Raw genomic sequence first — 23,582 nt, 5'->3', positions numbered from 1 at the left:
GTGTCAAGTCACGAAGCTCACAGTCTTTTGGAGAAACGAGAGGGTATTCGCCATCTTGTCGTGTTTCAACCAAATCATCAAGGAAATTTCCGTTTTCATCGACACGGCTAGATGCCGCTGCAATTACTTTCCCCTCTTCTTGAGTAGCTGTCAAATAGACAACTTCAGACGTTACGACACCGTCTTTAACCACATTGTAAGGAGCTTCGATAAAACCGTGCTCATTTACTTTCGAATAGGTTGCCAACGTATTGATCAAACCGATGTTTTGTCCCTCAGGGGTCTCAATCGGACAGATACGGCCGTAATGGGTCGGGTGAACGTCACGCACTTCAAATCCGGCACGTTCTTTGACAAGACCGCCTTCTCCGAGCGCTGAAAGACGACGTTTATGGGTAACTTCCGACAACGGATTCGTTTGGTCCATAAATTGTGACAATTGTCCGCCGCTGAAAAATTCCATGATGGTGCTTGTGATCATTTTTGAGTTGATCAAATCGTGCGGCATCAATTCAGTCGTCGGTCCGCTCATCGTTGAGAGTTTGTCTTTAATCGCTTTTTGCATTTTGACAAGACCGTTGTGTAACTCATTACCGAGCAACTCACCGATTGAACGGATACGTCGGTTACCGAGGTGGTCACGGTCATCGATGTGACCTTGTCCGTTTTTAACTTTGATAACATATTTAACGGTATTGATAATATCTTCATTGGTCAAAACGGTCACATATTCAGGGATATTAAGGCCCAATTTGTGGTTCATCTTCATACGACCGACGCGTGTCAAATCATAACGCTCAGGATCAAAGAAAAGCTGATTAACAAATACTTTTGCCGCTTCTTTCGTTACCGGCTCGCCGGGACGCATAACTTTGTAAATACGGATTGCGGCAAGGTCGTTCTCGTCTTCGATAATTTCCGTTTGACGGAGCAATTTCAAGGAATCGGTATCGGCTGCAAACGCATTGATGATGGCACTATCGTGCCCTTCAGCAAGGTCATTTGCGATAATGAACTCTTTAACACCCGCTTCAATCATTTTTTTGAGTTTCGTCTCATCAAGCTGTGCCATGGTGTCGAACATTACTTCACCCGTTACCGCATCGATAATCGGCTCAGCCAAATGACGCTCGATCAAAGTTTCGATCGGGTACTGAATCGCAGTAACACCCTCAGAAATCAATTTTTCCGCTTTTTTAGCTGAAAGACGTTTTCCGGCTGCTACAAGGAGTTTTCCATCGCTGTCCACCAAATCGTATCCGAGACGTCCTGCAAATTGTTCAGGATCGAAATCCATCAAATATTTGTTCTCTTCGACACGGATTTTTTGCAACGGGTAGAACATTTTCAAGATATCTTGTTTGCTGTAGCCGAGTGCACGGAACATGATTGTAACCGGTACTTTACGACGTTTGTTGATACGCATGTAAAGGATATCTTTCGGGTCATACTCAAAATAGAGCCATGAACCGCGGTCAGGGATAATCTGACCGGTAAAGATCATTTTGCTTCCGGCAGTCGTTGATTCTTCCTCTTTGAAGATAACCCCCGGACTACGGTGAAGCTGATTCACAACAACACGCTCAACACCGTTGATAACGAACGATGTACGTTCTGTCATCAATGGTATGTCACGGATAAAAATAGTTTGTTCTTTGATATCTTTTACACCGGTTTTTTCTTTGGTGTTTTCGTCACGATCCCAAATCATGAGACGTGTTTTCATACGTAACGATACCGAATAGGTCAATCCGCGTTCCATACATTCGCGTACGGTGTACTTAGGACGCCCTACTTCGGAGCCGAGATATTCAAGAGAAAGACGGTTTTGTGAATCATGAATCGGGAATACCGATTGGAATACGCGTTCAATACCGCTTTTGGTACGATCTTTTTGGTCCAGCATCAAGAACGATTCATAAGAACTTTGTTGAAGTTGTAACAAATTCGGTACTTCAATTTGTTGTGGAGTTTTCGCGAAATCAACGCGTAAGCGGTTTCCGGAGTGAAGAGTGTTTAACATAGGCTACCTCAATCGAAGTTTTTGATCCCATAGGGATAAGTGCAAAGTCTATAAGTCGAGCGTCCCCGACCCTATAACGACGTATGGGCACTTTACGAAGAAGCTAAAATCCGCTTCGTAAAGTGCCCTGTGGGAGGTGGAGGCACGAAGCCTCCGATCAAAATGATTATTTGATTTCGACGGCAGCGCCAGCTTCTTCAAGCTCTTTTTTCGCTGCTTCAGCATCTTGTTTAGAGATACCTTCTTTGATAGTTGTAGGAGCGCCTTCAACTGCATCTTTAGCCTCTTTAAGACCAAGACCTGTCATCGCACGTACTACTTTAATAACGTTGATTTTTTTGTCACCACCGTCTTTCAAGATAACGTCGAATTCAGTTTTTTCTTCTTCAGCAGCAACTGCAGCAACAGCACCACCAGCAACCGCTACCGGTTGAGCAGATACTCCGAATTTTTCTTCGAATTCTTTTACAAGCTCAGAAAGCTCGAGGACAGAAAGGTTTGAGATAAACTCAAGAACGTCTTGTTTTGTAACAGCCATAGTAATTCTCCTGTAAGTATTTTTTTATGCCGATAATACAATCAGCGGTTTTTCAAAGCGGCAATTATGCTGCTTCTTCTTCTTTTTTGCGTTTAAGCGCATCGAGTCCGATTGTAAAGTTGCGAACTGGTCCCATCCATACAGATGCAAGCATTCCGAGCAACTCTTCGCGTCCCGGTAGGGTAGCGAATGCACGAACCTTAGTCTCATCAGCAGCTTCGCCGTCAATGTAAGCTTGACGAATAACAAATTTATCATTTGCTTTTGCGAAATCAACAACAGTTTTTGAAGCAGCGATTGCATCAGCGCCCCATACAAAAATATTAGTATCAACGATATCGATACCAGACATTTCAGCGTTGTTAAGAGCGATAGTCGCAAGTGTATTTTTTACAACTTGTACTTTTGCATCTTTTTCACGTGCAATTTTACGAAGTGATTCGAGTTCAGACACTGCCAAACCGCGATAGTCACACATAATAACCGCTGCAGAAGATTTAAACTCTGATGTCAATGCATTAACAATCTCAGATTTCTGTGATTTATTCATAGTTTCTCCTTTCCAGACATAACAACTTCAAGCGGGGCAGAAGAATTCTGATTAAGGCCTAAGCCCCCTACTGTCTTCAGTCCATAAGATAAAGACGAAGCTTTGGCTTCGTCAGCTAAACATCGATTAACGAATGTCTAAAAGCTCTTGTATTTCAAATTTGATCGCAGGGCTCATTGTCAATGACAACGCCGCATTTTTGATGTAACGCCCTTTTGCCGTTGAAGGCTTAGCACGGTTAATTGCACCGACAAATGCTTTAATGTTTTCAGCAATTTTATCCGTATCGAAACTCACTTTACCGATACCGGCATGGATGTTCCCTTTTTTGTCAACACGGAAATTTACTTGTCCGCCTTTAACATTGCTGACCGCTTTTGCGATATCCGCTGTAACAGTTCCTGTTTTAGGATTCGGCATCATCCCTTTTGGCCCGAGGATACGTCCTACTTGACCAACAAGACCCATACAATCCGGTGCAGCAACAACGATATCGAAGTTGATGTTACCCGCTTTGATTTGCTCAACCAAATCATCGCTTCCGACGATATCAGCACCGGCAGCTTTTGCTTCATCGGCTTTTGCACCTTTAGCGAAAACCGCAACGCGAACCACTTTACCCGTACCGTGAGGAAGCACAACGGCACCACGGATCATTTGGTCAGCGTGACGAGGGTCAACACCAAGATTTAATGCAATTTCTACGGTTTCGTCAAATTTCGCTGATTTGAGTTCTTTCATGAACGCAGCAGCGTCTGCTACAGAGTAGCTCTTTGACATATCAATTTTTTCACTCAGTTGTTTATAGCGTTTTCCAGCCATTTGAATTCTCCAATATTAGAATCTGCCGCAAGATTTAGCCTCTTTGCGGTCGAAGAGTTTTGTAGAATTAATCTACGATATCAACACCCATTGAACGAGCAGAACCTGCGATTGTAGCAGCTGCAGCATCGATGTCATCAGTATTCATATCTTGAATTTTTTGCTTAACGATTTCCATCAATTGAGCTTTAGTGATTTTACCCACTTTGTTTTTCATCGGATTATCAGTCCCTTTTTTAAGACCGGCTGCTTTCATGATGAGAGCAGAAGCCGGAGGCTGTTTTGTGATGAAGGAGAACGTTTTGTCCGCATATACAGTAATAACAACAGGGAGTTTAAAACCTGCTTTATCTTTTGTACGCTCGTTGAACGCCTTACAAAATTCCATGATGTTAACACCACGTTGTCCGAGTGCAGGTCCAACCGGTGGTGCCGGATTAGCTGCGCCGGCTTGTACTTGCAACTTGATGTAGCCCGTAATTTTCTTTGCCATTTGTGCTTCCTTTTTTTGAGATTAAATTATTTTTTCGACTTGAGTGTACGAAATATCAACCGGAGTACTACGCCCGAAGATAGAAACATTAAGTTTCAACGTACCGTGCTCAAGATCGTATTCATCCACGGTTCCGGTAAAGTTCGCAAACGGTCCGTCCACGATACGCACCATCTCTCCGTTGTCGAAGAATACTTTCGGTTTCGGAGCCGAGCGGTTCGTTACACGATCCAAGATAACCGCAATATCGTTCTCGCTGAGCGGAGTCGGTTTATTGGATTCACCAATAAAGCCGGCAACACGAGGCAATGATTGGATTCGGTGCTGTAGATCAATCGAGAGATCCATGTTCGCGAATACGTATCCTGAATACAATGATCGCTCAGTAATTTTCTTTTTGCCGTTTTTTACTTCAATAACATCTTCCGTCGGAACAATTACTTCGGTAATGACTTCTTGAAGATTATTTTCTGCAATTATATTTTCAATAGCGGCTTTAACACTGCGCTCACTACCGGCATAAGTTTGAATCGAGTACCAACGATGTGCCATGTTTTTTCCTTATTTCAAAATTGCCGAAACGGTTGAAGACATGATAAAATCGACCAATGCCAAGAACAATACGACAAATGTCACGACGGCAACAACCGCAATAAACGCTTGTTTAACTTGCGGTTTTGTCGGGAAAATAACTTTTGCAAGTTCCATTTTCGCATTATGAATGGTTTGACTTAATGTGTTTTTCATCTATTTCATCCTCAGGACATTTCCAACGAATAAAGCTCGTAAGCATCATTAGTTGAAAATGGGTGGCAGGCCAGGAGGGATTCGAACCCCCAACAATCGGATTTGGAATCCGGCGCTCTACCATTGGAACTACTGACCTATATATTTATTAGAATCCCCGAGGGGAAACGACTTAAAGTTTTGCTTCTTTATGAACCGTATGCTCACGGCAAAATTTACAAAACTTACGTACTGAAAATTTTTCAGTATGAGTTTTTTTGTTTTTAGTAGTGTGATAGTTACGTCTCGTACACTTCTCACACGCTAAATGGATATTTTCACGCATGTTTTACCTTATGATTCCAACCCGAAGGTTGGGGGAAATTATGCAAGGATTTTAGAAACAACCCCAGCGCCGACAGTACGTCCGCCTTCACGGATAGCAAAACGAGTACCCTCTTCCATAGCGATCGGGTGAATCAATTCAGCATTGATTTTCACGTTATCACCAGGCATAACCATTTCAGTACCTTCTTGCAAGGTGATAGCACCTGTACAGTCAGTTGTACGAACATAGAATTGTGGGCGGTAGCCGTTGAAGAATGGAGTATGACGTCCACCCTCTTCTTTGCTCAATACATAAATCTCAGCCTCAAATTTTGTGTGAGGAGTGATAGATTTTGGTTTACAAAGAACTTGTCCACGCTCAACATCTTCTTTCTTAGTACCACGGAGAAGAAGACCACAGTTGTCACCAGCTTCACCCATTTCCATCTCTTTACGGAACATCTCAACACCTGTTACAGTTGTTGTTTGAGTGTCACGGATACCAACGATTTCGATTGTTTCACCGATTTTGATTGTACCACGCTCGATACGACCAGTAACAACAGTTCCACGACCAGAGATAGAGAAAACGTCCTCTACCGGCATCAAGAAATCTTTATCTGTTTCACGGATTGGTTGTGGGATATAAGCATCTACCTCAGCCATAAGCTTTTGGATTTTTGCTGACCACTCACCAAGAGTACCAGTTTTTGCTTCTTCAAGTGCACGAAGAGCTGAACCAGCAACGATTGGAGTATCATCACCCGGGAAATCGTACATATCAAGAAGTTCACGAATTTCCATCTCAACAAGCTCAAGAAGTTCTTCGTCATCAACCATATCTTCTTTGTTCATGAAAACAACGATGTACGGAACACCGACTTGTTTAGAAAGAAGGATGTGCTCACGTGTTTGTGGCATTGGGCCGTCCGCTGCAGATACAACAAGGATAGCGCCGTCCATTTGTGCAGCACCGGTAATCATGTTTTTAACATAGTCGGCGTGTCCAGGACAGTCAACGTGTGCATAGTGACGATTGTTTGTTTCGTACTCAACGTGTGAAGTAGCGATTGTAATACCGCGCTCACGCTCTTCTGGTGCATTATCGATAGCATCGTAATCCATCATTTTTGCGCCGTTTGTTACCGCAAGTACAGCTGTAATTGCTGCAGTCAACGTAGTTTTACCGTGGTCGACGTGACCGATTGTACCGATGTTACAATGTGGTTTTGTACGTTCAAATTTCTCTTTTGCCATAGTGTCCTCCGACTGAATGTGTAAATGAATTTGGAATTATACCAAAAAACAGCTGAAATAGCTTTCAAGCTTTCAAAAAATATTACAATATTATTACTGGAGCTCACGAGCGGATTTGAACCGCCGACCTCTTCCTTACCAAGGAAGTGCTCTACCCCTGAGCCACGTGAGCATAAAACAATGATATATGTATTTTGGAAGCTTAAAAACTATTTTACGTTTTAAGGTAATGATGAAGTAGTAATTATGAATTGTATACTTCAGCTCCCAGTGGAGCGGGAAACGAGACTCGAACTCGCGACATTCAGCTTGGAAGGCTGACGCTCTAGCCAACTGAGCTATTCCCGCAGATGGTGGTGAGAGAAGGATTCGAACCTTCGAAGATAAAAATCAGCAGATTTACAGTCTGCCCTCGTTGGCCACTTGAGTATCTCACCACGGCCATAATCTGGTCTAACACTGATAAATGTAATGCGTTTCCGATTTCATTCAATGGTGCCGGCACGAGGATTTGAACCCCGGGCCTATTGATTACAAATCAATTGCTCTAGCCAACTGAGCTATGCCGGCATTGGTGAAATGGAGCCGAAATTATATACACTCTTTTCTAAAAAGTCAAGCTTATTTGAAAGAAAATCAAACAATCGAATAAACGACCTCTTTTTTCTTTTTTGTCTCCATGATTTCGCGTACAATCAACCCCTCAATATTCATCGCCAACAGCTCATTTATTGTCGATATTTGATGTTTTGCCGCTTCACGCAGCACAATGCCCCGATACGCTTTCGCCCAATGGCTCACCACTTTTCCCTCTTTGAGGAATTTAAAGGTAACGCTCGGTTTCTCGGGAGTATAGAACTTATCGTAAAACCCCGCGCGAAGATCCAGTATCTCTTGATCGCCGATCAATTCATTCAATGCGAGACTAAACTGCCCTTTGTAATGCTTTTCAGGTGCGAATGTTCCGATCATTGATCCTTGTTTTAGTTTATAATCGGGTATTGTATCGCCTGCCCGCAGCGGACCGAAAAGATTGGAAAAGAGTATTGTATTGTTGTCAATGTAGCGCTGTGCATCCGAAGAGAGTATTGAATAGTTCAAATAATCATACGCTACCCCGTCGTAGCGCTCAATCGCTTTCATACTCGGCATAGACGAAAACAACTTTTTATACCGTTCATACTCTTTAGGGTCTTTGATTCCAAAGAGTGCAGAGAGCTGTTCATCACTTCCCCCCTGCACCAGTTTTTCATATTGTTCGATCACCTCAAGGCGTTTATGATAAAGATGGGGGAATATCAGACTCCCTTGGTGAAGAGGAGGAAGAACGCCACCTGAACGTTTTCCTTCGCTGGGAGAAAAAAGGATAATCATTTAGTAGTAGGCAGCAATAATGGCGTAACTGAGAAAGAACATCATATGCGACGCCCCCTCAAAATAATTGGTTTCACCCTCATCGGTTGTTTTCCATACTAATAGAATCGTCAGCAACAATGCACCGATTTGGAGCGGATTAAAATCGAGGGTGAGATTGATACCTGACATATACGCCAACATCATTAAAATCGGAACCGTCAAAATAATCGAAACCGTCGATGCCCCCATCGCAATATTGACAACCCTCTGGATTTGATCGTTACGCGCCGCACGTACAGCCGTAAAAATTTCAGGTGAGACGCTGATAATGGCGATTACCAATCCGGCGAGACCGGCAGATATCCCGTATTCGCGTGCAATGATTACTCCGTTTCCGGCAAAGATCTCCGCCCCGAACGCAATCACGGCAATGAAACCGAAAATAACCATAAAATTTACCGGCGTACTAAAATGTTCGAAAATATAGTCACTCGATTCATTTTCATCAATCTCTATATCTTCCTCTTCCTGGAGCTTCCGCTTCAGACGGAAAAAGCGGCTTCGTGCCGTTGCTTTGAAAAAGTGGGTATGGGTTCGGGTTTGAAAAATAAAAATAATAATGTAGAAAAGGAGGAGTACACCCGCTATCAAATGGCTTACATGGGTCAAGGAAGCGCTTCCGTTATCCGTATGGCTCAGCAATCCCGGAACCAGCAATGCGCTCGAAGCAACGAATAAAACGGTACTGTACGCGCTAGAGGTCTCTTTGTTATGCTGCTGCTGCGTGTAGGCCAAACCACCCAAAAAGACGGCAAGTCCGAGCAAAACATTCAAATCGACAATAACGGCAGAGATTATCCCCCCCTTAACCGTTTCCAAAACTTCCGGAGAGTGCCGTACTTCGAGCAAAATAACGTACAACAGAATAATTTCTACTACGACGGCGCTAAAGGTAAGGACAAAGCTGCCATAAGGCTCATGAAGCCGCTCAGAGAGGATATCGGCTACTTCGGCAACCGTAAGTGAAAGTGCCGCGATTCCAATCGCCGCGAACAGTGTAGAGAGTGAAGTTTCTTGCTGTATATCAAACATAACCGCCAATACGATTGAGACTATGCCAATAAAAATATCCCAATAATCTTCGATAAAATAGCGTATCCGCCTATCCAATTCTTTGTCCTTTTAGTTAGTAATAGAGAATCATACCACAATCAGAGGGATGATTAAATCCACCCTTTTCGTTTAAAGATATACACCGGTAGAATCGATGAAATGATCATCATAAAGATGGAAAGCAAATAACCGAATTTCCAATGCAGTTCCGGCAAAAGATCGAAGTTCATACCGTAAATACTTGCGATCAAGGTCGGCGGCAGAAATACGACATTAACAATCGTAAACATCTTGATAACCTTGTTTTGCTCAATGCTCAAAACACCGACAAAAATATTTTGGAGATAATCGAGCCGTTCAAAGTTAAAGTCGGTATAGTCGATCAGCGACTTGATATCTTTTAACATAACGGTAACATCGTGTTTTAGAGCATGTTTGTATTTACTTGACTTTAGAAATGCACTCAAAATCCGCTGTTTGTCATTTAGATTTTCCCGTATTTGCATATTCAAATCTTCCAATGAGGAGATCCGCTCCAATATCTCTTCATCTTCATTCGAATAGTCGGTCAAAACGTGTTTTCGGACACGGGTAATGTCCTTTGCCAATTTTTCGATAATATCCGCATCGGCATCAATCCGAATATCCAAAATTTGACAAAAAATATCGTACCCCGTATCAAACTGTTTCGGAGTAGCAAAAAATTTTCGGTTGAATTCATCAAACGTATACAATGTCGTATATCGGATCGAGATCAAAATGTCCCGATAGAGGATAAACGATACGGTTTCATTGTGCGAACTTTCTCGGGTATTGACTAAAAAATAACTGTTAATTTCAATGCGATCAGACTCTTCCCAGTAACGGGAACTGATTTCAATCTCTTCGGTCTCTTGTTTGGTCGGAAATTTGATCGTAAATGTATTTTCAATAAATGCAATCTCATCGTAGGTCGGCATCAGCATATCAATCCAGATCACTTTATCGATCACATCGCCATCAAGCTCTGACATCGTATCGATAAATGCGATAGCATTTTCATTGCGAACATAACATTTAATCATTGATTCCCCCTTTCACAAATCGCTCCTTATAGGAGCATCTTTGGCATAATTCTTCAACGCACACCCCTTTTAAAAACCCATCGGTGATGTTAGTCGCGCGTTTCGATGTCAGAATTTTACCCAAATTTGTCTCATTCAGGTTACCCAGTTCAATTATCCCCTCTCCATCCAAACAACACGGCACGACTCTCCCGTCTGAGAGAACGGCGATTTGCTTATTTAGCCCCTGACAATACCCCTCTTTGGCAAGAGGATTAGTGAGATTCGGCCATTCAAAATAGCGGTCAAAATGGAGCAGTATTTTGGATCCCAAACGGATCGATTGGCGTTCGCCGCTGATCTGAGAAATAATTGATCCGGCTGCAAGATCGAAATGGTGTTCCAATCGGGAAAAAAGCTTCTCGTTAAACCCTTTTTCGCTTCGTTCCTCATCCAGATTCCAAAGTCTCAAATTGATAAAAAATGCTTCGGATCGCAAAAGTTTTTCGTCACACAATCGTAAAATCGGCTCAATATACTCATCAAATGTCCGGGAAACACTGTTTTTATTGAAACTGTTAAGCGAAATATTAATCTGTCGGAGAGAGGGATGAAAAAGGGATTCACATCGTTGTGAATCCAGATAAAATCCGCTGGTAGTGATCATGACTTTCAAGCCAGCGCTTTGGGCGATATTCAAATACTCTCTCAAATTGCTGAGAACCATCGGATCTCCCATCACATGGAGTGCAATTTCATCCGTATAAGGGGATAACGCTTCGAGTATTTTTTTAAAAAATGGGAGTTCCATCGTTGTTGACGGTTTTATTTTCGGAGGACAAAAAGTGCATGAGAGTCCGCAAATATTGGTTACTTCAACATAGGCACGGCTGAATTTCATTATAATCCCTTTATGCAAACCTTAGAATTAATCAACCAAACCCTAAACACGAATGATGCGGTCATGCTCTATTTTAGTGCACCGACCTGCAATGTCTGCCATGCCCTAAAACCCAAACTGACCGAAGCCGTTATGGACAACTTCCCCTCTTTTATCATTGAGAGTATTGACATTTCCGAGACTCCTGAAATTGCTTCGCACTTTAGTGTTTTTACGATACCGACGGTACTCATCTTTTTTCAGGGGCGGGAATTTTTACGTAAAAGCCGCCACATGAGTGTCGGAGAAGTGACGGATGCTATTCGACGTCCTTATACCCTTATGGTAGAAAGCTGACGATCCCTGCCGTTACGGCCACATTGAGTGACTCTACTCCGCGATGCATTTCTATCGATACGCTGTGGGTTGAAGCACGCATCACCGCATCACTGACCCCTTCGGTTTCATTCCCCAAGACAAAAATAGCCCGAGAAGGGATTTTCAATGTGTGAATATCCTCTTTGGCATGGGAGGAGAGGGTGATAATCGCGGTATCTTTAATCCCTAAAATCTCACTCAACTCTTCGCAGTAGTAGATCGGGATTTTAAATAGGGTACCCGCTGACGCTTTCATCACCAAGGGGGATAATTTCGTACTGTTGCGGCGAGGCAATACGATACCGTCAATTTTACTGGCAGCCGCAGAGCGGACAATCATCCCTAAATTTTGAGGATTGTTAATTCCATCGAGGGCTAAAAGACGAAATGAGCCCGGCAAATCAGTCGCAATGTTAGAGGCACTGCGGTAATTTCGAGATACCACATCGATGGCTACCCCTTGATCCTGGGCACTGTTTTTAGAGATACGGGAAAGGGACTCTTTCGTATGGTATTTAATCTCCACACCCCGCATCTCGGCTAAAGCCATAATCTCTTCGATTGTCTCGTCACTGCGATTGCTTTTGGAGAGATGCAGCTTATGGATTTGTACCGCATCATCACGCAGCACTTCAACGGCAACATTACGACCGTATAGAGTAATCAGCGAATCAAAAAAACGCTTTTTTTCTAAATACTCTGCGGAGTCCTGCATCAGATTTTTGCCGCAACGGCTTCCGCAGTAAATCCAAATTTCACAAACAATTGATCAGCCGGTGCACTGGCACCGAATCCGTCCATCGCGACTACCGTATCGGCAAAACGGTACCACTCAAGACCTCGTGCCGCTTCAATCGCAATTTTTTTCGTGAGAGGTTTAATAATCGTGTCGATATAGCTTTGAGGCTGTTCCAACAACAAGTCAAAACATGGAACACTCACAACGTTAGCGGCAATTCCGCGAGAAGAGAGGAGTTCGGCAGATTCAATTGCCAAACCAACTTCAGACCCTGATGCCATAAGGGTAACGGTGGCATTAGCACGCTCTATCAATAGATATCCCCCATTTTCTACATCTCCGTGAACAGAAGTAGGAAGCAACGGAAGATTTTGGCGAGAACAGACAAAGGCTGATGGGGAGTGTTTCATCGAGAGTGCTTTTTTCCAGCATTTAACGTTTTCAATTCCATCTGCCGGACGGTAGACATAGAAATTCGGCAATGCTCTAAACTGACTCAAGTGTTCAATCGGCTGATGGGTAGGTCCGTCTTCACCGACACCGATACTGTCATGTGTCCAGATAAAGAAATGCTGAATACCGCTCAATGCCGCAATACGGGCGGATGGTTTAAGATAATCGCTGAAAACAAAAAAGGTTGCACTAAACGGCATAATCGGGCCGTACAATGCCATCGCGTTGGTAATCGATGCCATCGCGTGCTCACGGATACCGAAATGGATATTTTTGCCCTTAGGGAAATCTCCCATATTGACAAGTTCCGTTTTATTCGACGGACCAAGGTCAGCCGATCCCCCAATAAATCCCGGAACCGCTTTAGCGATCGCGTTCAAAATGATCCCATTGGTATTACGGGTCGCATCGGCTTTTTCGAACGTCGGCCATTGGATACGACTGAAGTCGGGATTCATTAACTGCTCGTACGCTTCGTTTTGTTCGACTAACGGAAGCTCTTTGATCCGGTGATTCCACTCGCGCTCCGCCAAATCTCCTTTTTCGATCGCACAGCGGAAATTCTCCAACACATCCGCATCGACAGCAAATGTCGCTTCAGGATCAAATCCTGCGTGCGCTTTAGCGGTTTTGATCACCTCATGCCCGAGCGGTGCGCCGTGAGCATGGTGGGAGCCTTCCATTTTACCGCCCCCTTTGGCGATAACGGTATTTGCGATAATAAGTACCGGACGGCTAATCGTTTTGGCTTGGGTCAATGCACTGTCGATTTCATCGAAATTGTGTCCGTCAATCTCCAAGACTGCCCAGTTTTGAGACTCGAAACGATCTCGCATATTTTCGCTGAGACTAAGATCGGTCGATCCCTCAATCGTAATGCGGTTTGAATCATAAATCAATACCAGATTATCCAACCCCATATGGCCAGCAATCGAACACGCTTCGTAACTGATCCCCTCTTCAAGGTCTCCGTCACCGCACAGACAGTAGACTTTATGGTCGATCAATTCGGCCGTTTCTGAGTTGACTTTGTTTCCGACATACGCAGACGCCATGGCAAATCCGACGGCATTGGCAATCCCCTGCCCCAAGGGTCCTGTCGTGATCTCAATCCCTGCCGTATGACCGAACTCAGGATGTCCCGGAGTTTTAGAATCAAGCTGGCGAAAGTTTTTTAGATCACTGATCTCTAATCCGTATCCCCATAGATAATAAAGTGAATAAATAAGCCCTGTGCCGTGTCCGCCGGAAAATACTAGACGATCGCGATTAAGCCATTTCGGATTTTTCGGGTTATGGTTCATGTGCTCTGAGAGAACTACGGCGATATCCGCTAATCCCATCGGTGCGCCCGGATGGCCCGAATTGGCTTGCTGAACCATATCTGCCGCTAAAAAGCGGATCGTATTTGCCATTTTTTGGCGCATTGCATTACTCATCGTTTAATCCTTATGTCGGTTAATGTAGTGGTTAAGTGTTGGTGACAATTCACGCTGCAAATTCTCATCAAAACTCCCCATTTGTCGGTTGATTTTATCCGCCAACGTATCGGCTTCCCGCATGGCTTTCTCAAATCCGAGCAAGGTAACAAAGCTGTTTTTAGCCTGATCATTGTTGGTTGTTTTCCCCGCCTGCTCGTCACTTTGAGTAACGTCCAAAATATCGTCTTGAATTTGAAACAGCAGGCCCAGATCGATTCCGAATTCATACAGCTCCTGAGCAATCTCATCACGTCCGACGATGAAAGCTCCCATTTGAAGCGCGGCAGCAATCAGTTTCCCCGTTTTATGGATATGAAGCATCTTTACCTGATCCAATTCAAGGCGCTGATTTTCAAAATAACAATCAATAGCCTGCCCCAGTACCATTCCGTTCACTCCTCCGTTATACGCCAGTGAACGTACCAATTTTACAATTACACGATCCGATAACGGGGCATTGGAGAGAACTTCAAAAGCATACGTATTCAACGCGTCTCCGGCTAAAATCGCACTCACTTCATCGTAGGTTTTGTGAAGCGTCGGCATACCGCGCCGTAAATCGGCATTATCCATAGCGGGAAGATCGTCGTGAATCAAAGAGTACGTATGAAGCAGTTCTATCGCTAATGCGGCATGATAAGCACTTGGGGTTAAAAGGGGATTGTACGCCCGCACAACACCCAAAAGGAGCGCCGGACGAAACCGTTTTCCGCCGCCCGTGAGCATTTGGCGCAAGGAACTTTCGTAATGGGGATGAAAACAAGGGGCAATCGGAAGATGCGATCCTAAAAACGTTTCAAACTGCTCCATTGTTATCCCACTATTTTTTAGCGAAATAGTAACATGAGGGAGCTTATATCTTCTCGATTATATCGGTGATAGCATTCTCATCATCGACTAATACAACCGTCGGCTTATAACTTTCAAGTTCTTGATCATTGTACGTCGCATACGCAACAATAATGATTTTATCCCCTTTATGCACTTTGCGTGCGGCAGCACCGTTAAGGCAGATGTCCCGTTTACCCCTCTCACCGAGGATAATATACGTTGAAAAGCGCTCACCGTTATTGATGTTGAGGATTTCTACTTTTTGACCGACTCTCATTTTCGAAGCTTCCAAAAGCTCTTCGTCAACAGTGATCGAACCGACGTAGTTCAAATTAGCATCGGTGACCGTAGCACGGTGAATTTTACTGTAGAGCATTTCGATCAACATAACTTAGCGCCCCATCTGCTTCATCATGTCAGCAGGAGTGATCGGTGCATCCCACAATTCTGAGGAGATAACATACTCTTGTACCACTTCGCCGCCGATGATATGGCGATCAATAATTTCATCGATTTTCTCTTTGGTCAGCCCTGCATACATAACATGACCCGGTTCTACAAGCATTACCGGACCGGCATTACAGCGGTTCATGCAAGAGGTACGGATCGGCTGAACCGTCGCAATAAGCCCTTTTTGCATCAATGTTTGCGCCAAATGCTGAAACAAATCCTGAGTTTGAGGATTTACACAGCTTGGCTTCGGCATTCCCGGAGGGGAACTCTGCTCGCATTTGAAAATATAAAACGCCGGTTGAGGAAGACCCATCGGCTACTCCTTTTGAATTCGGTGATACAATACACCTGAAATAATAACGGCATTATAGCCAAAATAAAATTCTCAATATTAAGCTGCGCCTGAAGCCATACCGTTTAAGGGGAGCTTTAGGGGAAATTAAAGCGAAGCCAAAAGTTCTTTCGCAACCACACGATCATCGAACGGAAGATGCTGGTCATAGATAATCTGAGAAGTTTCATCCCCTTTTCCCAAGATCAAGACGACCTCTTCACCGCTGCGATCTTTAAGCGCCTGCGCGATCGCAGCTCTGCGGTTTACATCCACATGGACATTACTCTTATCCTCAATACCGACTAAAATATCATTAATAATCGCATCAGGATCTTCAAATCGGGGATTGTCACTCGTGACATATACTTTTTTCGCATACGCAACTGCTACTTTTCCCATCAGCGGGCGTTTTGTTCGATCACGGTCTCCGCCGGCACCGAAGACAACCAAAAGCTCTTTTTCTTTAAGGGCATTTAGAACCTGCTCCATTCCATCAGGAGTATGGGCAAAATCGACGATTACCAGCGGAGACTCGCTCACCACTTCCATTCGCCCGCTGACACCGCCGAAATTTTCAACCGCATCGGCGATTTTTTCAAAGCTCTCATCGGTTACCAAATGAACGGCTGCCATCGCTGCCGTAATATTGTAAAGATTAAAAAATCCGTGCAATGCGCTCACAAACGGAACATGATCTTCAAAATGTTTTAAAACACCGCTGACTCCGTTGTTCAAAGAATAGGCAATGATTTTATAAGTAGCGGGATTTTCAACACCGTACGTAAAAGCATTTTTAAAATTGAACTGCGCTTTAGCCTCATCTTTGTTGATAAGTTTCTTTGTCTCATCCTGAAAAAAGAGATTCTTAATGCGAATATACTCTTCGATACTCTCATGGTAGTCAAGATGATCTTGGGTGATATTGGTCAAAATCTTCAGCCCGAATGATATTCCCTCAATTCGCTCCTGCTCAATAGCATGGGAGCTTACTTCCATAACAAAATATTTACATCCGTCTGCTATCGCCTGCGCCATATGTCGATACGTATTGAGTACCGTTGGAGTGGTAAGCGTTTTCCCCTCTACCGGAGCATCATTCATAAAAAATCCGCGTGTCCCCTGCATGGCCGTTTTGTGTCCCAAATCAAGCAAAATGGAGTAAATGGCACTGGCTGTGGTCGTTTTACCGTTTGTTCCGGTGATACCGATCACACAGATCCGATCCAGCCCGAAAATACTCCAGCACTCTTTCGGAGTTACAATCGAATGGGCTCCGCGAGAGAGAGCATCCTCTTTGTATTTCCCATTTTGTTTCGTGAGAAAGAAAGCGCACTCACGACCACATTCATTTGAGTTTTCGCTGATATAGCGGTATGGCTGACCCTCGATTTCAATTCTCAATGTTCTTCCCCTTAGCTAAACGGCGTAGCAGATTTCGGAGTTGACGGTCATTCGGATAGACCCCCAACGCACTCTCCAGATAGCTTAATGCCATCTCCTGATACCCGTGATCAATAAGATTGTCCAAAAAATCGACGAAATCCTCTTTCTCGGTGATAATAACCCGGGTAGAGAACATGATATTTTCAAAAATTCGGTTAAAATCGCTGTCGTTTTCAACCAGCTCTTTGAATTCCGTATACATAATACCGTCTTCATAGTCCAAACGCTGCTTTATCGTTTCTTGAAACAATCCCGCCAATTGATCGAGTGTTCCGTCCATCGTCTGCAAAATTTCAGAAATGACCGTATCGGCCGTCTCGATATCTTCGCTGCGTAAAATAGTATAGTAATCAAACAAAGCTTCACCGGCACTCTCTCCGCCCATTGCCATATCGGAGAGTATCGCGCCGTTGTAAGCCTCTTTTGAGTCAGGATAGTCTTTTAGGACTAATGAATAATCACGCAATGCTTCGCTGTATTGCCCTGCCAAAAAAAGTTCATTTGCCTGTTTGAGGGTTTTGGTTAAATTAATAGTTTTCATTGTTAATCCCTCCACGTTTATTCTAATATCGGCTCAATGTACATTAATTATAATGCATCGATTTGATGTTCCATTCCATGAGGCACATTGATAACCATCAGTTCCGGATGGATATCCATCCGCAACTGACGTTCAACGCCGTATTTTAACGTATTGCCGCTGCTTGAACATCCAATGCATGCACCTTGTAACTGTACATAAATCGTACCATTTTTTACACCCAAAAATGCGATATCACCGCCATCTAATGCTAAAGTCGGTCGTATTTTGTCAATAACAGTCCGAACCGGTTGTATCAATTCTTCATCGCTGAATGGAATCATGGGTATCATACCTTTTAAAGCTCAAATATTGCGTTATAGTATAAGAAGTGGACTAAACATGTACTAATGCGAAAAGGGTAGTTTTCGAGTGAAGCTCGATTTAAGGGGTTGCTGGGTTATTGAACTCGTTAAACGAGTTCAATGTATGCCATCGGTGTAGCATCACCGCGGCGGATACGAGTTTTAACGATACGGGTATACCCGCCGTTGCGCTCAGTGTATTTAGGGGCAACTTCATTAAGAAGTAATTTAGTTGCTTCTTTGTTTTGCAATACAGCAAACACTGCACGGTGAGCATTAGCATCACCGGCACGTGCAGTTGTAATCAATTTTTCAGCAAATGAACGGAGTTCTTTCGCTTTAATCAACGTAGTTTCGATTTTACCGTGTTCAATCAACGCAATGCTAAGGTTGGTCAACAAAGCTTCACGATGTGCGCTCGTTCGACCTAGCTTGCGGTATCCGTGACGATGTCTCATGATACTTCCTCTTTTATAGTAAGCTTATTCAGCTTCGATTTTCTTTTTGATTGCACCGATGAGATCATCAGCCAAATCTTGCCCGACAGCGTAACCGTATTCAGTGATTTTTTCTAAAATCTCTTCAAACGATTTTTTGCCGAGGTTTTTAACCTCTTTCAAATCATTTTGGCTCATCATAACGATTTCGCCGATGTATTTGATGTTAGAGCGATCCAAACAGTTGAAGCTGCGTGCGCTCAAACCAAGATCTTCAATACGTGCACCCAAACGTTTTAGTTCAGGATGCTCATCGCCGCGCTCAGCTGCTGCAGGAGCTTTGATACTCACTTCGCTGTTAAATACAGCCATTTGAGCATACATAACATCCAATGCATTTTTAAAAGCGTCTACCGGAGAAATTTGTCCGTCGGTAACGATGTTGATAACAACTTTTTCAAAATTCGGATTGTCTTCAACAAGGACGTTTTCGATGGCGTATGTTGCACGGCGAACCGGTGTAAAATACGCATCCAACGCAATGTATCCATCAGCCAGAACATCCCGTACATCTTCGCTCGGAGCATATCCGATACCTTGGTGAATTTTAATGCTGAACGTTAAGGTCGCATCTTCATTCAAAGTAGCCAAAAATGAATTAGGGGTTACCACTTCGACATCATCATTATCCAAATCACTTCCATGAATTTCACAAGGGCCTGCGAAACTGTAAGTAATCTCTTTCTCTTTAAGGCCGTTTTTCAATTTGAAACGGACACCTTTGAGGTTAATGATGAAATCCGAAATGTCTTCGAGCATACCGCGCACAGAGTCGAACTCATGCTTAGCACCCTCAATTTTAATACCGATCGGTGCGAATCCGACCGAGCTGCTTAGCAAAAAGCGGCGGATCGGATGGGCGAGTGAAACCGCAAATCCGGTTTCAAACGGATAAGCAATGATGTTCGCTTCGTTCGCGCTGATTTGCTCGACGACAAACTCTTTCGGAAGAAGCGGTGATGTCTTAATTTTTTTCATGCTGAACGCCCTTTCTTTAATGATTATTTCGAGTAAAGCTCGACGATTAGACGTTCTTCAACAGGAATAACAACCTCTTCACGCTCTGGAAGACGTGTGAAAATACCGAACGCTTTATCTTGATCGATGTCAACCCATGCCGCAAGACCGGTTTGGTTGGTCAACTCAATCGCACGAACGATTTGGTTGTTCTTTTTACTTTTCTCGTGAATTTCCACTTTTTGTCCCGGTTTTACGCGGTATGATGGAATATCGACACGTTTTCCGTCAACTAATACGTGACCGTGGTTTACCAATTGGCGTGCAAAACGACGAGTCGTTGCAAATCCCATACGATAAACGACGTTGTCAAGACGTTGCTCAAGAAGCATTACCAAGTTCGTACCGGTGTTACCAGTACGACGTTTTGCTTCACCGAACAATGAACGCATTTGTTTTTCACTCAAACCGTACATAAATTTCGCTTTTTGTTTTTCGCGAAGCTGTGTACCGTATTCAGAAATTTTTGTACGGCGTTGACCGTGCTGTCCTGGTCCATAAGGACGTTTGTCAAGGGCACTTTTACCTGCAAGACGACGTTCACCTTTTAGTCCAAGGCTTACACCGAATCTTCTTTCGATTTTTTCTACGGGTCCTCTATATCTTGCCATTGCTAAACTCCTTAGACTCGTCGGCGCTTAGGCGCACGACATCCATTGTGTGGTAGTGGAGTAACGTCTTTCATGAAAGAAACACGGAGACCTTCGATCGCACCAACACTTTTAACTGCTGTTTCACGGCCAGAACCTGGACCTTGAACTTTAATTCCCACTTCTTTAATTCCGTGGACCATTGCTTTTTCGAGCGCAGACTCTACTGCTTGTTGCGCAGCAAACGGAGTTGACTTTTTAGAACCTTTGAAACCAAGGGCACCAGCCGAACTCCATGCGATCATATTACCCATTTCATCTGTTACCGTTACAAGGGTATTGTTGAATGAAGCCAAGATATGTACGATACCTCTAGCAATATTCTTCTTTACGATTTTTTTACGGGTTGCTTTTCTTTTTGCCATACTCTAATCCCTTACTTTGTGGCTGAGCCGACGGTTTTCTTTTTACCTTTGCGTGTACGAGCATTGGTTTTGGTTTTTTGACCACGGCATGGGAGACCTTTACGGTGACGAAGACCACGGTAAGAACCAAGATCCATCAACGCTTTAATATCCATAGCAACTTGTTTACGAAGGTCACCCTCTACAGCGATACCGCTGCTTCGGATTTCTTTAGCGATTGTTGCCGCTTCATCTTCGCTGAGTTCGAATACACGCTTGTTGTAATCGAGCCCTGTAGCATCCAAAATTTTGCGTGAAGTATGTAAACCGATACCGTAGATATAAGTTAATGCATACTCCAAACGTTTTTTCTTAGGTAAGTCCACACCAGCAATACGTGCCATGCTTATCCTTGTCTTTGTTTATGTTTTGGGGTTTTGCAGATTACGCGAACAATCCCTTTACGCTTGATGACTTTACAATCATCGCACATTTTCTTCACTGAAGAACGTACTTTCATCGGTAGGCTCCGTTGATTTAAATCACTTGCTTTTCGTAGGTGGGATTGATCACACCAATACTTGTAACTACGATTAAACGCAGTTAGAAACATTCAATTCTATTTGTCCGAAAGGGCAAAGTGGACGCGTATGATACAGCAGTGTAGGTTAAAGTTTTATTAAGGTACGAAATAGAAGAGTGATACGTATCGTGCTCACACGATTCGTATCATAAAAGGGGACTCCAAAACAGCATCGAGTTCTTCGAGTTCTTCCATTAAAGAGTGGAGGGCTCGCTCGGTTGCTTCGTGAGTTGCAAAGAGCAAATGGGCACATTCGGTTTCGCTGGGGCGCTGAATGACCGCTTCGATCGAAATCGTATGTTTGGCAAAAAGACTCGTGATTTGAGCTAAAATTCCCGGCTTATCCAAAACTCTCAGACGAAGATAATACTTTGAACGGATATCATCACTATTTTTAAGACGAAGCCCCTCTTCAAGAGGGTGATTAAATCCGAGCATCGGTGAGCGTTTTCCGGAGCGGACAATATCGATGATATTGGCCACCACCGCACTTGCCGTCGCATTTCCGCCGGCTCCTGGACCGTAATAGAGAGTTTCACCGACACGGTCACCGACAACACTGATGCCGTTCATAACCCCGTCAATTTTTGCGATCATCGCATCTTCTTTGACCAATGCCGCATGAACACGCAGTTCCACTTCGCCATCATCACGCTTTGCGATCCCCAATAGCTTGATCGTGTACCCGAACTCTTTCGCAAAAGCGATGTCCGCAGGGGTGATCCCCTCGATCCCCTCAATCAAAATATCTTCAGGTTTCGCATCGATACCGTAGGCAATTGAGGCGAGGATTAGCAGTTTATGCGCCGCATCAAATCCTCCGATATCAAAAGTAGGGTCGGCTTCCGCGTATCCTAACGCTTGTGCTTCGGCTAATACCTCGGCAAACGGGGTCCCCTCATCCATCATTTTGGTCAGCATAAAATTGCAGGTGCCGTTCATAATACCCATGATGGAGAGGATATGGTTGGCGGATAATCCATCACGCAACGCATTAATGATCGGAATCCCCCCCGCGACACTCGCTTCAAACTCAAACGGAATATCTCCCGCAATCTCTTGAAGCTCATAACGGTGATAAGCAAGGAGAGCTTTATTGGCCGTAACGACCGCTTTACCGTTTTGAAGTGCTTTTTTAACAACGGCGAGAGGAAGTTCTACTCCTCCCATTAGTTCTACAACAATGTCGATTTCAGGATCATCGACAATATCATACGGATTTTGGGATAAAGCAATTGAGAGATCCGCTACTTTTGAAAGATCGCGTACCACTCCGCTTTTAACGGTGATTTCATCCCCTGAACGTGCGGTGATAATTGTTTTGTTCTCTTCCAAAATCTGTACGACGGCACGTCCTACCGTGCCGACACCGATAACGCCGACACGTGTCACTCGGCACCCTTATCGCAACTCAAAGTACTCAAAAACTGTTTAATATTTTTAGCCGCTTGGCGGATACGCTGATCATTCTCGATCAATGCGATACGGACATACTCATCCCCGTAATCTCCAAATCCGATCCCCGGAGCTACCGCGACGTTCGCTTCCACCAACAAACGTTTGGAGAATTCAAGACTTCCCATGTGGATCGCACATTCGGGAATTTTAGCCCAGACAAACATAGATGCCTGATTCCGGCGAACCGGCCATCCGGCACGGTTAAACGCATCAATCAAAATATTTTGACGATGATCGTATTTATCGGTAATCTCTTGAACACATGCTTGATCGCCCGTCAAAGCGATGGTAGCGGCTACTTGGATCGGGGTAAACATCCCATAATCCAACCAGCTTTTGATCTTTTGCAATGCACCGATAAGTTTGGCATTTCCGACGAAGAAACCGACACGCCATCCTGCCATGTTATAGCTTTTGGAGAGGGTGAACGCTTCAACCGCAACATCTTTTGCCCCCGGTACGGAGAGGATTGAAGGGGTTTTGTATCCGTCAAACGTCAAATCCCCGTACGCTATATCGCTGATAACGTAAAAACGCTCCCGCTTTGCCATCTCGACAAGACGAACATAAAATTCCGGTGTTACCGTGGCGGTTGTCGGATTGTGGGGAAAATTTACGACCACATATTTTGGTTTTGGAAAAGAGACATGAAAGGCCTCTTCCAAACGTTCGAAAAATAGGTCTTCATCCACTTTGTAATCTTCATCAAACGGAAGTTTCATTTTTTGAACGTTTCCGCCCGCTAAAATAAAGCCGTATGAATGGATCGGATAGGTAGGATCAGGGACAACAACAACATCTCCCGGATTGGTAATGGCATACGCCAAGTGTGCATACCCCTCTTTGGAACCCATCGTTGCAACCGCTTCGGAATCGGGATCAAGATCGACATCGTAACGGCGTTTGTA

General features: G+C 44.0%; 29 protein-coding genes, 5 tRNA genes and 1 pseudogene. 1 reads left to right on the top strand and 34 read right to left on the bottom strand.

Annotated elements, in window-relative coordinates; genetic code table 11:
• From Q0C19_RS03540 to Q0C19_RS03455, 18 genes and pseudogenes are all read right to left on the bottom strand, one after another.
• Nucleotides 1-2,023 (bottom strand): annotated as a pseudogene (locus Q0C19_RS03540) (DNA-directed RNA polymerase subunit beta); the annotation flags it as partial.
• A 166-nt stretch (nucleotides 2,024-2,189) separates the two neighbouring features.
• Complete coding sequence (gene rplL / locus Q0C19_RS03535; RefSeq protein ID WP_295052846.1) at nucleotides 2,190-2,561, bottom strand: 50S ribosomal protein L7/L12; 372 nt, start codon at nucleotides 2,559-2,561, stop codon at nucleotides 2,190-2,192.
• A 64-nt stretch (nucleotides 2,562-2,625) separates the two neighbouring features.
• Nucleotides 2,626-3,111 carry a 50S ribosomal protein L10 gene (gene rplJ / locus Q0C19_RS03530; protein WP_295052845.1) on the bottom strand — a complete coding sequence of 162 codons (486 nt, stop codon included), beginning with the start codon at nucleotides 3,109-3,111 and terminating at the stop codon, nucleotides 2,626-2,628.
• A 126-nt stretch (nucleotides 3,112-3,237) separates the two neighbouring features.
• The gene (rplA, locus tag Q0C19_RS03525; RefSeq protein WP_295052843.1) at nucleotides 3,238-3,933 is read right to left on the bottom strand and encodes a 50S ribosomal protein L1; all 696 of its coding nucleotides are present in this window, start codon (nucleotides 3,931-3,933) and stop codon (nucleotides 3,238-3,240) included.
• 67 nt (nucleotides 3,934-4,000) lie between these two features.
• Entirely contained in the window at nucleotides 4,001-4,426 is a 426-nt protein-coding gene (gene rplK / locus Q0C19_RS03520; protein ID WP_015654570.1) for a 50S ribosomal protein L11, read from the bottom strand.
• 21 nt (nucleotides 4,427-4,447) lie between these two features.
• Entirely contained in the window at nucleotides 4,448-4,978 is a 531-nt protein-coding gene (gene nusG / locus Q0C19_RS03515; RefSeq protein ID WP_295052841.1) for a transcription termination/antitermination protein NusG, read from the bottom strand.
• Nucleotides 4,979-4,987: 9 nt separating this feature from the next.
• Nucleotides 4,988-5,173 (bottom strand): preprotein translocase subunit SecE, encoded by a 186-nt coding sequence (gene secE / locus Q0C19_RS03510; RefSeq protein ID WP_295052839.1) that lies wholly within the window; start codon nucleotides 5,171-5,173, stop codon nucleotides 4,988-4,990.
• Between the two features lie 63 nt (nucleotides 5,174-5,236).
• Nucleotides 5,237-5,312: transfer RNA gene (locus Q0C19_RS03505), tRNA-Trp, on the bottom strand.
• A gap of 33 nt (nucleotides 5,313-5,345) precedes the next feature.
• Complete coding sequence (gene rpmG / locus Q0C19_RS03500) at nucleotides 5,346-5,498, bottom strand: 50S ribosomal protein L33 (RefSeq protein WP_013461134.1); 153 nt, start codon at nucleotides 5,496-5,498, stop codon at nucleotides 5,346-5,348.
• 38 nt (nucleotides 5,499-5,536) lie between these two features.
• Nucleotides 5,537-6,736 (bottom strand): elongation factor Tu, encoded by a 1,200-nt coding sequence (gene tuf / locus Q0C19_RS03495; protein ID WP_295052837.1) that lies wholly within the window; start codon nucleotides 6,734-6,736, stop codon nucleotides 5,537-5,539.
• Nucleotides 6,737-6,833: 97 nt separating this feature from the next.
• Nucleotides 6,834-6,908: transfer RNA gene (locus Q0C19_RS03490), tRNA-Thr, on the bottom strand.
• A gap of 99 nt (nucleotides 6,909-7,007) precedes the next feature.
• A tRNA-Gly gene (locus tag Q0C19_RS03485) sits at nucleotides 7,008-7,084 on the bottom strand.
• A 3-nt stretch (nucleotides 7,085-7,087) separates the two neighbouring features.
• Nucleotides 7,088-7,173: transfer RNA gene (locus tag Q0C19_RS03480), tRNA-Tyr, on the bottom strand.
• Between the two features lie 56 nt (nucleotides 7,174-7,229).
• Nucleotides 7,230-7,306: transfer RNA gene (locus Q0C19_RS03475), tRNA-Thr, on the bottom strand.
• A 66-nt stretch (nucleotides 7,307-7,372) separates the two neighbouring features.
• Nucleotides 7,373-8,110 (bottom strand): YaaA family protein, encoded by a 738-nt coding sequence (locus tag Q0C19_RS03470; RefSeq protein ID WP_295052835.1) that lies wholly within the window; start codon nucleotides 8,108-8,110, stop codon nucleotides 7,373-7,375.
• Nucleotides 8,111-9,262, bottom strand: a complete 1,152-nt coding sequence (locus Q0C19_RS03465; RefSeq protein WP_295052833.1) for a sodium:proton exchanger — start codon at nucleotides 9,260-9,262, stop codon at nucleotides 8,111-8,113.
• Between the two features lie 53 nt (nucleotides 9,263-9,315).
• Nucleotides 9,316-10,269 (bottom strand): magnesium/cobalt transporter CorA, encoded by a 954-nt coding sequence (gene corA, locus Q0C19_RS03460; RefSeq protein WP_295052831.1) that lies wholly within the window; start codon nucleotides 10,267-10,269, stop codon nucleotides 9,316-9,318.
• A complete protein-coding gene (locus tag Q0C19_RS03455) occupies nucleotides 10,262-11,149 on the bottom strand; it encodes a radical SAM protein (RefSeq protein ID WP_295052829.1) in 888 nt (295 codons plus the stop codon). The genes corA and Q0C19_RS03455 overlap by 8 nt, the downstream gene beginning before the upstream one ends.
• Before the next feature lie 12 nt (nucleotides 11,150-11,161).
• On the opposite strand from Q0C19_RS03455, the gene Q0C19_RS03450 reads away from it, so the two are divergent.
• On the top strand, nucleotides 11,162-11,485 hold the full coding sequence (locus Q0C19_RS03450; protein WP_295052828.1) for a thioredoxin family protein: 324 nt from the start codon (nucleotides 11,162-11,164) through the stop codon (nucleotides 11,483-11,485).
• On the opposite strand, the gene Q0C19_RS03445 is transcribed toward Q0C19_RS03450, so the two are convergent.
• The 16 genes from Q0C19_RS03445 to Q0C19_RS03370 form a co-directional block, all read right to left on the bottom strand.
• The gene (locus Q0C19_RS03445; protein WP_295052826.1) at nucleotides 11,469-12,221 is read right to left on the bottom strand and encodes an RNA methyltransferase; all 753 of its coding nucleotides are present in this window, start codon (nucleotides 12,219-12,221) and stop codon (nucleotides 11,469-11,471) included. The genes Q0C19_RS03450 and Q0C19_RS03445 overlap by 17 nt on opposite strands.
• Nucleotides 12,221-14,137, bottom strand: a complete 1,917-nt coding sequence (tkt, locus tag Q0C19_RS03440; RefSeq protein ID WP_295052824.1) for a transketolase — start codon at nucleotides 14,135-14,137, stop codon at nucleotides 12,221-12,223. Before tkt ends, Q0C19_RS03445 begins: the two co-directional genes overlap by 1 nt.
• Before the next feature lie 3 nt (nucleotides 14,138-14,140).
• A complete protein-coding gene (locus Q0C19_RS03435; RefSeq protein WP_295052822.1) occupies nucleotides 14,141-14,989 on the bottom strand; it encodes a polyprenyl synthetase family protein in 849 nt (282 codons plus the stop codon).
• A gap of 43 nt (nucleotides 14,990-15,032) precedes the next feature.
• A complete protein-coding gene (panD, locus tag Q0C19_RS03430; RefSeq protein ID WP_295052820.1) occupies nucleotides 15,033-15,398 on the bottom strand; it encodes an aspartate 1-decarboxylase in 366 nt (121 codons plus the stop codon).
• Between the two features lie 3 nt (nucleotides 15,399-15,401).
• On the bottom strand, nucleotides 15,402-15,776 hold the full coding sequence (locus tag Q0C19_RS03425; RefSeq protein WP_295052818.1) for a (2Fe-2S) ferredoxin domain-containing protein: 375 nt from the start codon (nucleotides 15,774-15,776) through the stop codon (nucleotides 15,402-15,404).
• A gap of 126 nt (nucleotides 15,777-15,902) precedes the next feature.
• Nucleotides 15,903-17,198, bottom strand: a complete 1,296-nt coding sequence (locus Q0C19_RS03420) for a UDP-N-acetylmuramoyl-L-alanyl-D-glutamate--2,6-diaminopimelate ligase (RefSeq protein ID WP_295052817.1) — start codon at nucleotides 17,196-17,198, stop codon at nucleotides 15,903-15,905.
• Nucleotides 17,188-17,781 carry a hypothetical protein gene (locus Q0C19_RS03415; RefSeq protein ID WP_295052815.1) on the bottom strand — a complete coding sequence of 198 codons (594 nt, stop codon included), beginning with the start codon at nucleotides 17,779-17,781 and terminating at the stop codon, nucleotides 17,188-17,190. Before Q0C19_RS03415 ends, Q0C19_RS03420 begins: the two co-directional genes overlap by 11 nt.
• Before the next feature lie 47 nt (nucleotides 17,782-17,828).
• A complete protein-coding gene (locus tag Q0C19_RS03410) occupies nucleotides 17,829-18,104 on the bottom strand; it encodes a NifU family protein (protein ID WP_295052813.1) in 276 nt (91 codons plus the stop codon).
• Nucleotides 18,105-18,232: 128 nt separating this feature from the next.
• Nucleotides 18,233-18,583, bottom strand: a complete 351-nt coding sequence (rplQ, locus tag Q0C19_RS03405) for a 50S ribosomal protein L17 (protein ID WP_294894092.1) — start codon at nucleotides 18,581-18,583, stop codon at nucleotides 18,233-18,235.
• A 24-nt stretch (nucleotides 18,584-18,607) separates the two neighbouring features.
• Nucleotides 18,608-19,600, bottom strand: a complete 993-nt coding sequence (locus Q0C19_RS03400) for a DNA-directed RNA polymerase subunit alpha (protein WP_295052811.1) — start codon at nucleotides 19,598-19,600, stop codon at nucleotides 18,608-18,610.
• 23 nt (nucleotides 19,601-19,623) lie between these two features.
• Entirely contained in the window at nucleotides 19,624-20,250 is a 627-nt protein-coding gene (gene rpsD / locus Q0C19_RS03395) for a 30S ribosomal protein S4 (protein WP_013461151.1), read from the bottom strand.
• Between the two features lie 11 nt (nucleotides 20,251-20,261).
• Complete coding sequence (rpsK, locus tag Q0C19_RS03390) at nucleotides 20,262-20,654, bottom strand: 30S ribosomal protein S11 (protein WP_015654589.1); 393 nt, start codon at nucleotides 20,652-20,654, stop codon at nucleotides 20,262-20,264.
• A gap of 11 nt (nucleotides 20,655-20,665) precedes the next feature.
• Nucleotides 20,666-21,037 carry a 30S ribosomal protein S13 gene (rpsM, locus tag Q0C19_RS03385; protein WP_013461153.1) on the bottom strand — a complete coding sequence of 124 codons (372 nt, stop codon included), beginning with the start codon at nucleotides 21,035-21,037 and terminating at the stop codon, nucleotides 20,666-20,668.
• A 2-nt stretch (nucleotides 21,038-21,039) separates the two neighbouring features.
• Entirely contained in the window at nucleotides 21,040-21,153 is a 114-nt protein-coding gene (gene rpmJ / locus Q0C19_RS03380; RefSeq protein ID WP_013461154.1) for a 50S ribosomal protein L36, read from the bottom strand.
• A gap of 195 nt (nucleotides 21,154-21,348) precedes the next feature.
• Entirely contained in the window at nucleotides 21,349-22,608 is a 1,260-nt protein-coding gene (locus Q0C19_RS03375) for a homoserine dehydrogenase (protein WP_295052810.1), read from the bottom strand.
• On the bottom strand, nucleotides 22,605-23,582 hold a 978-nt coding region (locus Q0C19_RS03370; RefSeq protein WP_295052808.1), incomplete at its 5' end, for an aminotransferase class I/II-fold pyridoxal phosphate-dependent enzyme. The genes Q0C19_RS03370 and Q0C19_RS03375, both read right to left, overlap by 4 nt.

The sequence above is a fragment of the Sulfuricurvum sp. genome (assembly GCF_023250475.1).
GTDB lineage: Bacteria > Campylobacterota > Campylobacteria > Campylobacterales > Sulfurimonadaceae > Sulfuricurvum.
This window is presented reverse-complemented; position numbering and strand designations above follow the sequence as displayed.